The sequence below is a fragment of the Streptomyces sp. SM11 genome (assembly GCF_002910905.1).
Taxonomy (GTDB): Bacteria; Actinomycetota; Actinomycetes; order Streptomycetales; family Streptomycetaceae; genus Streptomyces.
The window spans coordinates 1-3940 of record NZ_NEUE01000109.1 but is presented as its reverse complement, the minus strand read 5'-3'; the positions used below and the strand labels follow the sequence as shown (position 1 = coordinate 3940).

Genomic DNA, 3940 nt, shown 5'->3' with positions numbered 1-3940 from the left:
GACGTCCTCCTGGCCGGGTACCGCGATCGCGGCCAGCTCGCGGCGCCGCTGTGCGTACTGCTGGAGGCGTTCGTGCAGTACGGCGGCGTCGAACGGCTTGATGACGTAGTGCACGGCCCCGCCCCGCAGCGCCCCGCGCACCGTGTCCGCGTCCCGGGCGGCGGTCACCACCAGCACGTCGACCTCGGGCTGCGACGCTTCCCCGCGCAGCTCGCGCAGCACCTCAAGGCCGCTCATGTCGGGCAGGTAGATGTCCAGCAGCACCAGGTCGGGGCGCAGCCCCCGTGCCGCCGTCAGTGCCTCGGCGCCGCTGCGGGCCTCGCCGACGACCGTGAATCCGGGCACCCGCTCGATGAGCTTGCGGTGCAGCCGGGCCACCATGAAGTCGTCGTCGACGACCAGGACGCGAATCATGAGGTCTCTCCTTCCGCCCGCTTGTCCACCGTTCGCGGCAGCGTCGCGGTGAAGACCGAGCCCTCCGCCGTGATGCCACCGCCCCGCCGCGTGCACACCAGCCGGATGATGGCCAGGCCGAGACCGCGCTGGGAGTCCCGGACGGCCGCCTTGGTGGTGAACCCGTGCCGGAAGACTTCCTCCGCCAGTTCGGGGGCGACACCGGGACCGGAGTCACGCACCCGGACCCGTACCTCCGTGTCCCGTTCCGTGAGCTCCACCTCCACCCAGCTGCCGGGACCGGTGTTGCGCACCGCGTCGAGCGCATTGTCCACGAGGTTGCCGATCACCGTCACCAGATCCGACGAGAGGGACTCGGCCACCATACCGAGACCGCTCGAACCAGCCATCCGCAGCGCAGCGCCCTGCTCCGCGGCGAGGCTGGTCTTCGCGATCAGCAGGGCGGCCACCGAGGGGTCCGCGACCTTGGAGACCACCTCCGCCGAACGCCGTGCATGGGTGCCGCTGATCCCGCGCACATAGCGGGCGACCTCCGGGTACTCCTCCAGCTCCACGAGACCGGCGATCACATGGAGCTGGTTGTGGAACTCGTGGGCCTGGGCGCGCAGGCTCCTGGTGGCGCTGAGCGTCGTGTCCAGCTCGCTCTGCAGCGCCACCAGCTCCGTCAGGTCCCGCATCGTGGTCACCGAACCGGCCTCGCCGCTCGCGGTGACCAGCGGCATCCGGTTGAGGGTGAGTATCCGGTCCCCGGTGATCACGACCTGGTCGCGGCCCTTGACCCGCCCGGTGAGCACATCGTGCAGCCGTGGCTCCACGCGGAGCTCGTCCAGGGTCCGCCCCTGTGCGTCGGACGGCAGCCACAGCAGGTCGGTCGCGGTGCCGTTGGCGAGGGTCACCCTGCCCTGCCGGTCCAGGCCGATGACGCCTTCCTTGATGCCGTGCAGCATCGCCTCGCGGTGCTCCACCAGCGCGGTGATCTCCTCGGGCTCCAGGCCGAGCGTCTGCCGCTTGATCCGGCGGGCCAGCAGCACGGATCCGGCCGCGCCCAGCGCGCTGGCGATGCTCAGGTACACCAGCAGATTCGGGGTGGCGGTCGCGATCCGCTCGACGAGCCCGCGGTAGTCCCGCCCGGCGGCGACCACTCCGGTGAGCTGCCCCTGTTCGTCGAAGACGGGCGCGTGCGCCACGAGCGAGGTGCGGCCGTCGGCCTCCACGGTGCCCACCCAGGAGCGTCCGGAGAGGACTCCGCTCTTCGCCAGGGGCAGCCGCTGCCCGATCCGGCGCGGGTCGGCGTCGGTGAGGACGAGCCGGTCGGTGCCGGTGATGACCACGTGCGAGGCACCCGAGACGCTGCGGGCGCTTTCCGCGATCGGCTGGAGGATCCCCTGGCGTTCCACGGACGCCAGCCCGACCCGTACGGAGTCGTTGGAGGCCACGGTCTCGGCGACGCTCAGCAGGCGGCGGCCCTCGGTCCTGCGGAACTCCGCGTTGGACTGGGCCACGGACACGGCGGCGACGACGGTCAGCATGACCACGATGAGAGCCAGCTGGAGGGCCAGGAACTGGCCCGCGAGGGAGAGCCGGGGAGCGGATATCCGGCGCATCGCGCCTCCTTTCCGAGCTGTCTCCCGATTCCGGGCCGTCTCCCGAGCGGTTCGGCCGACCCACGAACATTCTGCCGCCGGGCGGCGGATTCCAGCCATGAACACTACGGCCAAAACTTTCGTTATCGCCAATAACTGCACAACGCTTCAGCCTCTTTCCGGCTGTCTCCCGGACTGTTTCCATGTCGTCCACCTCACACCCGCAACACACCTCGGGAAACTCCCGAGCACAGCTGGAGGACGCGTGTACCGCTCAGCCCGGATCCACCGGTTGATGTGCGGCGGAGATGTTGCCGGGAACGAGGAAGTGCCCTGTGACCTGCGATGATGGGAGTTCTCTACGCTTCCAGCACGCACGACCAACAGGGCACTTCTGAGATGCAATCTTCCCATGCCGCGGCGAAGGTCTCCGCACGGTTCGATGATCCGAATCTGATCGCGTACGGCGGGCTCGCGCCGCTGGTGCGCCTGGCCGAGCGGTGCGGCCTGCCCGGCCTGGTCAGCGAGCTGATGCGGCTGCCGGCCTCGAAGAACGGCACCGGTTCCTTCCCGGCCGCCAAGGCGATGGCCCTCATCGCGGGCATGGCCGCGGGCGCGGACAGTATCGACGACATGGACCGGCTGCGGCACGGCGCGATGCGGCGCCTGTTCACCGGGGTCCGCGCCCCGTCGACCCTCGGCAGCTTCCTGCGGTCCTTCACCCACGGGCACGTGAAGCAACTACATGCCGTCGCCCGCCGGTTCCTGCCTCGCCTGGCCGCGCACACCCCGCTACTTGCCGGCGCCGACACGGTTGCCTACCTCGATCTGGACGACACCATCAAGCCGGTCCACGGCTATGCCAAGCAAGGTGTCGGCTACGGCTACAACAAGGTCAAGGGCCTGAACGCGCTGATCGCGACGCTGTCCACGCCGCTGGCCGCCCCGGTCATCGCCGCAACCAGGCTGCGCCGGGGCAGCGTCAACTCGGTGCGCGGAGCAGGATCGTTCGCCGCCGAGGCGGTCCGCACCGCCCGCGCGTCCGGTGCGACCGGGATGCTGACCGTGCGGGCGGATGCGGCCTACTACGCCGCCGAGGTGGTCGCCGCCTGCCGGGCGCTCGGCGCCCGCTTCTCGGTCACGGTGCGGATGAACGCCTCCGTCAAGCAGGCCATCGCCGCTATCGACGAGATGGCCTGGACGCCGATCAAGTACCCCAAGGCGGTGTGGGACAGCGAGGAGGAACGCTGGATATCGGACGCCGAGATCGCCGAGATCGAGTACACCGCCTTCACCTCGAAACCGAAGAAGCAGCAGGTCACCGCCCGTCTCATCGTGCGACGCGTCAAGCGCCTGAACCCCGCCACCGTGCCCGGGGGCCAGGGCGAGCTGTTCACCGCCTGGCGCTACCATGCCGCGTTCACCGACAGCACGCTGCCGCTCATCGACGCCGAGCGTGACCACCGGCGCCACGCGATCGTGGAACAGGTGATCTCCGAGCTGAAGAACGGCCCGTTCGCACACGCCCCCTCGAGCAGCTTCCAGGCGAACGCCGCCTGGCTCGCACTGGCTGCCCTCGCCTTCAACCTGACCCGCGCCTGCGGAACGCTCGCCGGCACCTTCCACGCCCGCGCGACGTGCGCGACCATCCGCGATCACCTGATCAACGTGCCCGCCCGGCTGGCCCGTTCAGCCCGCCGGCTCACCCTGCACCTGCCCGAACGCTGGCCCTGGCACGACGCCTTCGAAGCCCTCTTCCACGCCGTGAACACCCCGCCCCAACCGTTCTGACCAGGCCGTATCCGACCCGCCCGCCAGGGCCCGAGAGCTGTGGACATGTGGAAAAGCTGGGCACACCAGCGGCCACCCCATGCCCGCCGCCAGACGCATCGCCTCGATCACCGAAAACGATCACTCACGAAACGAGCCGGTGGATCCGGGCT

General features: G+C 70.0%; 3 protein-coding genes. 1 reads left to right on the top strand and 2 read right to left on the bottom strand.

All coding sequences use genetic code 11. From position 1 onward, the window contains the following. On the bottom strand, window positions 1-414 hold a 414-nt coding region (locus tag B9S58_RS07945), incomplete at its 3' end, for a response regulator (protein ID WP_146063474.1). After that, on the bottom strand, window positions 411-2018 hold the full coding sequence (locus B9S58_RS07940; protein WP_103531408.1) for a sensor histidine kinase: 1608 nt from the start codon (window positions 2016-2018) through the stop codon (window positions 411-413). The genes B9S58_RS07940 and B9S58_RS07945, both read right to left, overlap by 4 nt. A gap of 378 nt (window positions 2019-2396) precedes the next feature. On the opposite strand from B9S58_RS07940, the gene B9S58_RS07935 reads away from it, so the two are divergent. Then, window positions 2397-3788, top strand: a complete 1392-nt coding sequence (locus B9S58_RS07935; RefSeq protein ID WP_103531107.1) for an IS1380 family transposase — start codon at window positions 2397-2399, stop codon at window positions 3786-3788. The last annotated feature ends 152 nt before the right edge of the window (window positions 3789-3940 follow it).